This window comes from Salinicola socius (assembly GCF_001937195.1).
Taxonomy (GTDB): domain Bacteria; phylum Pseudomonadota; class Gammaproteobacteria; order Pseudomonadales; family Halomonadaceae; genus Salinicola; species Salinicola socius.
The window spans coordinates 21,222-27,425 of sequence record NZ_MSDO01000038.1; the positions used below are offsets into that span (position 1 = coordinate 21,222).

The 6,204-nt window shown below is 61.7% G+C and carries 5 protein-coding genes; 2 read left to right on the forward strand and 3 right to left on the reverse strand.

Going from position 1 to position 6,204, the window contains the following annotated elements; all coding sequences use genetic code 11:
• The first annotated feature begins 63 nt into the window (after positions 1-63).
• A complete protein-coding gene (locus BTW07_RS18390) occupies positions 64-897 on the forward strand; it encodes an ABC transporter substrate-binding protein (protein ID WP_158025898.1) in 834 nt (277 codons plus the stop codon).
• A 124-nt stretch (positions 898-1,021) separates the two neighbouring features.
• Here BTW07_RS18390 and BTW07_RS18395 read toward each other — a convergent pair whose 3' ends face one another.
• From BTW07_RS18395 to BTW07_RS18405, 3 genes are all read right to left on the reverse strand, one after another.
• On the reverse strand, positions 1,022-3,151 hold the full coding sequence (locus BTW07_RS18395; protein ID WP_075571624.1) for a TonB-dependent siderophore receptor: 2,130 nt from the start codon (positions 3,149-3,151) through the stop codon (positions 1,022-1,024).
• Between the two features lie 161 nt (positions 3,152-3,312).
• Complete coding sequence (locus tag BTW07_RS18400; RefSeq protein ID WP_110661610.1) at positions 3,313-3,600, reverse strand: DUF4235 domain-containing protein; 288 nt, start codon at positions 3,598-3,600, stop codon at positions 3,313-3,315.
• A 111-nt stretch (positions 3,601-3,711) separates the two neighbouring features.
• On the reverse strand, positions 3,712-4,641 hold the full coding sequence (locus BTW07_RS18405; RefSeq protein WP_075571621.1) for a hypothetical protein: 930 nt from the start codon (positions 4,639-4,641) through the stop codon (positions 3,712-3,714).
• A 447-nt stretch (positions 4,642-5,088) separates the two neighbouring features.
• On the opposite strand from BTW07_RS18405, the gene BTW07_RS18410 reads away from it, so the two are divergent.
• Positions 5,089-6,204 (forward strand): type VI secretion system Vgr family protein (locus tag BTW07_RS18410; protein ID WP_144076974.1); only part of this gene is annotated, 1,116 nt, incomplete at its 3' end.

Below are 6,204 nucleotides of genomic sequence, written 5' to 3' on the forward strand. Positions count from 1 at the left end.
CCTCAACGTTCTCGGCGGCCGCTCGGCCGCCGAAGCCGCTTTTCACTGGCCATGACTCTGGTGATGGCGACCGTACCCTGGCTACCGGCGCTCGTGACCGATGCCGACGCCACACCGCGTATCGCCGCCACCAACTGGAGTGTCGCCGAGACGTTGATCGCGCTGGGCGTCACGCCCTATGCCGTCGCGGACATCCCCAACTACAACGACTGGGTCCAGTCACCGGCGATCCCGCCTGAGACGTTCGACATGGGGCTTCGCGATCAGCCCAATCTCGAATTGCTTGCGCAGAAGCCGCCGGATCTGCTGATCAGCAGTGCGTTGTTCTCCCGCGACAATGCGCGTCTGGATCGCATGACGTCGGTACGCCTTATCGACAACTTCTCCTCCGGCCAGCCGTATTACCAGGCGACGCTGGCGATGACGCGGGAAATTGCGAAGGTGTCGGGGACCTCGGATCGGGCCGAGGCGCTGATTGCCCGCACCGACCGGATTCTGGCCTCGGCGGCACAAGCGTTGGAAAGCGTCGATGCACCGGTCTACATCGTCCAGTTCAGCGACGCTCAGCACGTGCGCGTTTTCGGTAACGGCGGCATGGTAGAGACGCTCACCGGCAACACGCCGCTCGAGAACGCCTGGACCGGGCCCACCAACGCCTGGGGGTTTGCCAGCATTTCCATCGATCGCCTCGCCGAGCGACCGGATGCGTACATCGTGATCATCAAGCCGCTTCCCCGCTCTGTTGGCGGCGAGCTTTCCGACAATCGCATCTGGCAGCACTTGCCGGCGGTTCGCGAAGGGCGCGTCAGCGAAATCGAACCGGTGTGGATATTCGGTGGTCTGCTCTCGCTGCAGCGTCTGACCGAATCCGTGGTTGGAGCGCTCGGGCAACACTAGGTCATCGTCGTACAGATCGCTCGCTGTCGCTAAAGATCGGTACGACGAGGGATAAGAGAGCGGTATCGACAGACACCCCGAGCGGCCGGGGCCGCTCGGGTGGCGCCACACGCTATCACCGGGGTTACCAGTGATAGCTCACTTTCGCGCGGATCTCGCGACCCGGGTTGTAGTAGTTGGCCGTGCCGGAGCCGACGACGTGCTGCTCGTCGAAGAGGTTGCTGACGTTGACCGTGAAGTCGGTGTTCCGGACGATCCGGTAGTCGAACGCGGCATCGATCAGTGTCGCCGAATCGCTCTTCGACGTATTGGCGGCGTCGAAGTAGTAGCCATCGGTATAGCGGGCGCCGAGGCCGACGCTCATCTTCTCGCCCGGCAGCGTGTAGTAGCCCCACAGCATGGCGGTGTGTTTCGGAGCGATGGCGAAGTCGTTGCCTTCGATCGATGCGCCACTGTTGAGCGTGCCGCTCAGCACTTCCGTATCCAGGTAGGAGTAGCCACCGACGATGCTCAGGCTGTCGGTCAGCTCGGCCTTGGCTTCGAGATCGAGCCCGCGCGCGCGGGATTCACCCACGGTCTGCTGATCGATGGCACCATTGTCCTGCACCACGGCGATGGTCACGTCGTCTCTTTCCAGGTTGTAGACTGCTGCCGAAAACTGGGCCTTCATGCCGTCGGGCGAGTACTTCAGGCCAACCTCCTGCTGCTTGCCGCGCTCCGGGGTGACGCCGATGGTGGGCGGCGCGACCGACTCCACGTAACTGATGTAGGTGGAGAGCTCATCGCTGACGATATAGGTCAGCGCGCCGCGAACGGTGGTCTCCGAGAAATCGTCGCTGTCATCGAAAGCGGTGCCGTAGGATTCGCCTTCGCTCGAGAGATCCATCGAGTCGTTGCGCACCCCGGCGCTGACGACGAAGCGATCGTAGAAGGAGAGATTCTGCGTCAGGAAGACCGAGCGAGTTCGGTAATCCTGGTTTTCGTAACGGTAGGGTGTGAGGTTATCGGGGCCGCCGCTGTAGACCGGATTGGCGATATCGATGGACGCTGCATCGCCGTAGATGGATTGAGTATCGGTCGAGGCATCACGGTACTCGACGCCGCCCAGGGTGCTGCTGTCGATATCGCCGAAGCTGGCATCGTACTGCAGGATCGTGTTGCCGATGAATTCGTGCGCGTCGGTATCGGTGCCGAAGTAGTCACGATCCAGTAGCGTACCGGTACGTGCCGCGGAATCGGTGATATAGACGTACTGAAAGTCGTCTTCGAGATCGCTGTAGCGGACGTTGGCGCGCAGCGTCAGGCCGTTTTCGAAATCGTGGATCAACTGGCCGGTGACGCTGGTGCGGTCGACCTCATGGTCGTTGAAATCGGGTTCGCCGAAGAAATCGTCCCGGTCGTACTCCCGGTCGAGCGGATAGCCGCCGCTATTGGGCGTGTCATCGCGACTGAGATAGTCGACGATCAGCGTCGCTGAGGTCTGATCCGTCGGTTCCCAGGTCAGGCCACCCATCAGCAGCCCGTTGTCGTTCTTCGAGTGGTCGTACTCGCGATCGCTGTCCTGAATCTTGCCGGTGAAACGGTAGGCGAGCGTCTGGTCCGAATCCAGGACATCACCGACATCGATGCCGGCTTCCTTGTGATCGAATGAACCGTAGGAGAGGAAGCCGTTGCCGAAGCGCTCGAAACGCGGTCGCTTGCTGACGAAATTGACCGAGCCGCCCGGATCGGCTGGCCCGAACAGTGTGGAATTCGCACCGCGCAGCACTTCGATGCGCTCGTAGGCGTAAGGATCTTCACGCACGCCGCGCATGGAGCCAAGCGTCATGCCGTCGCGATAGGTCGTTGCCTGAAAGCCGCGAATCTGGAAGTAGTCGTTGCGGTCGTCGGTGCCGTAATAATCGGTGACGACACCGGGGGTGTACTGCAGCACTTCTTCGGTGGTCTGTGCTCCGCGCTGCTCGATCTCCTGCTGGGTGATCACCGAGACGGAGGCGGGCGTGTCCTGAATGCTCGTGGCGACTTTGCCGCCAACCCATAGCTCGCGGGCGACGACGGTATCGGCGTCGTCATCGGGCGCTGCCTGAGCGTTGACGATAACGGGAGAGAGTCGGTACGCCCCGTCGTCTGTCTGCTGCGCGCACCCGATGGCGGGAATGGCGAATAGTACGGAGCCGCAGAGAAGCGCCGTGGTGGTCTGGTGCCACCAAGGCGGGTTCCCGCGGCTCACGATCGTGCGATTGCGACCGCTCATCGTGATGATCCCCAAAAGTAAATGATCCCTTCTTATAGGCCCGCGGTTTTTTTAATGGCGGGCTAGGGGATTATCCTTAGAGATCTTCGTGCAATCAATAATATTTCTCAGTTAGATTCGCGTTCATGAATGACGTACGTGCCCGCTGTCGGGGCACGCCCTCAATCTTCGATGCGCGAGAGCAGGCGTCGGCCGCGGCGAGTCCGGCGGGCGCGACGTAGACCGCTGGCGGCCATTTTCCAGCCCAGAATACGAGCCACGCCCACCGCGACACCGGAAGCGGCGCCCCACAGGAGTGCTTCGCGCCAGCGCACGTCGGGGTCGTCCGGATTGACCGGCGGCTCGAAGGCGTGACGGCGGGTGGTGTGCTTGAGGGCCTGTCGCGTCGCCACGCCCGAGAGAATCGCCGTGGAAGTGCCGATTATTGTCCAGAGCGTATGGGGTTTCATGCTGGCCTCCTTGCCGAATTCGGGGCTCTCAGCATGGTCGATGATGAGCCAGGCTGCCAAGTGGATGTCATTGGTGTTCGCCGACACGCCTTGTCCGGCTCGCAATGCGCTTCAGGTCTGCGGCCCGCTCGGTACGCTGACGCGACGCCGGGACCATTGCCACAGGGTCCAGTGAACCAGGAGCGGCCAGCGGGCCTGCATGAACTCGAGAAAGCGCTGCCGCCACAGGTTGGTCAGCGATTTGCTCAACCCCAATCGCTCTCCGATCTCCGTATCGTGATAACCCACCACGAGAAGGCGCAGGTATTCGGGCCACAGTTCCATGTGCTGGATATGCGAAAGCGGCGTTTCGGTCAGGTTGTTGTAGCGGCGCTCACAGCCATGGCATTGATACTCCGTGGCGCGCCGGCTGGTCAGCACCTGGGTCGAGGAAGAGCCGCGGTAGGGACAGTGCCTGTCGGTCAGGACGGCGAGCTCGGTGAGTGTCGCGACACACGCTTCCAAGGCCCTCTCGGCTTCATCGGTCAGCTCGGAAATATGCGTGGACTGATGATCCTCCCACCACCGATGCAATTGGGTGTCGTAGTCGGCCATCGCCGCCATGAAGGCCCGGCTCCAGGTCATGGAAGCCTTGTTGCTGATACCCAGGAAGGCTGCGATCAGCTCTTGCGAGAACCCCTGGTACCGATAACTCATCCAGGGTTTCCACTTCTCTTCCGAGCGCAGCAGGCGAAGTGGAGTCCCGCTGAGGATATTGAATCGCTTGTTGCAGTCCCGGCAGTAATAGCCATCGCGCCTTGACCCATGCGTGCCAGCGGGTGTGGCCAAGGCGATCGAGCGGCTCGCGCAGGCCGGGCATTCGTGAGGGGCACTGGTGGGTAACGTGGCGAGATAGGACAGAAAGCCCCGGGCAGCGGGACGCAACGCCTCCGGCAGCAGCTCCAGCGACGGTCGCGCGAGCAGAAAGTCGATGGTTTCGACATGCCTTCGCGTCGGGGGGATATTGAAGGTCGAGAAAGTCTGCGGGATGGCAGGCGCCATACAGTGATATCTCTTATCGAGACGACGTGTGAACGAATCGACCTGGATTAGGCGATGGCGCAGTCATGGAGTCAACACCGAATGATATCGGGCCATGTCGATCTGCCTCGACTCGTCAGTCTTCAAATGACCCCGACTCGTCGAGAGAGCCGTCAATTCATCAAAAATCTTAGTCATCAATGGCAATTCTCTTACAAACCTTTTTAATGATCTGCATTATCCTACCGAAAGGTATCTTTGACGGTCATCGCCCAGCTCTGTCTGAAAAATCGACGAGCGATGGCCAGACAAGGCAAAAATCGTCGAAAAAATGGAGTTTACGCGGGTAAATGAGCATTTTGAGTCGATTTTTAACGCCGTATGGGTGAGCGCAGGCATTTTTCGGACAGAGCGTAGCCGGTTGCCCAGGCCACACTAATACCTGAGTCCCGTCATCAGGAAGAGAACATGCTCAACGACCTTCTCGACACCTTCGACATCGACCTGTCGCAGTCCCAGCGGCTGCTGACCCTCGACATCGCCGGCACCGCCTTCGTGCCCCATCGGCTGGTGGGCGAGGAGCGCGTCAGCGAGCCTTTCACCTACACCCTCGACTGCATCTCCCAGCAGGGCGACATCGAGCTCAAGACGCTGATGGCGCAGCCGGCCCGGCTCTCGATGCTGCAGGCCGACGGCAGCTACCGCCCGCTGCACGGGCTGGTCAGCGAGGCCGCATTGCTGGGCGAGGATGGCGGCGTCACCTACTACCAGCTCACGCTGGTGCCGTGGCTGGCGATGCTGAAGCTAGGCCGCGACAGCCGGATCTTCCAGGATCGCAGCGTCGTCGATGTCCTCACCGCCGTGTTCGACGGCCACGAACTGGCCAAGGGCCGCTACCGCTTCGACCTGCGTCGAGAGTACCCCGCCCGCAGCTACTGCGTGCAGTATCGCGAAAGCGATCTGAACTTCGTCAGTCGTCTTATGCAGGAAGAAGGGCTTTGGTATTACTTCGAATATGGCGATGACAACGACGGCGCTGACGGCGGCGCCGAGGGTGAGCGTCGGACCGTCGATGGCCACCGACTGGTCATTACCGACGACGTCGATACCACCCAGCCGGTCAGTCCCCAGGCGATCCGCTTCCACCGCCAGGATGCCACCGAGACGGAAGACGCGCTGACCCAGTGGGGTGGCGTGCGCCGCCAGCAGCCCACCCGCGTCAGCGTCGGCACCTTCGACTACAAGCAGCCGTCACTGACCAAGCGCACCGGCCTCGATACCCTCAGCGATCAGGGCAACCTGCCCGACACCGAGGTCTACGACTACGCCGGCGAGTATTACTACCACGGCTATGCGCGTGGCGAACGCCTCACCGAAAACCGGCTGGAAGCGCATGAATCGCTGGCCAAGCGTTTTCGCGGCAGCGGTGGCGCGCGTCAGCTCCAGGCCGGGCGCTGGTTCGAACTCACCCAGCACCCGCTGCACGACCTAGGGGGTGAGGAAGAGCGCCAGTTCCTGCTGCTCGGCGTGACCGTCCACGCCGAAAACGCCCTGCCGGTCTCGGCCCAGCTCCAGGCGCTGCCG

Coding starts and splice junctions, on each gene's coding strand:
- BTW07_RS18400 (WP_110661610.1), bottom strand. CDS start 3,600: ATGAAACCCCATACGCTCTGGACAATAATCGGCACTTCCACGGCGATT.
- BTW07_RS18390 (WP_158025898.1), top strand. CDS start 64: ATGGCGACCGTACCCTGGCTACCGGCGCTCGTGACCGATGCCGACGCC.
- BTW07_RS18395 (WP_075571624.1), bottom strand. CDS start 3,151: ATGAGCGGTCGCAATCGCACGATCGTGAGCCGCGGGAACCCGCCTTGG.
- BTW07_RS18405 (WP_075571621.1), bottom strand. CDS start 4,641: ATGGCGCCTGCCATCCCGCAGACTTTCTCGACCTTCAATATCCCCCCG.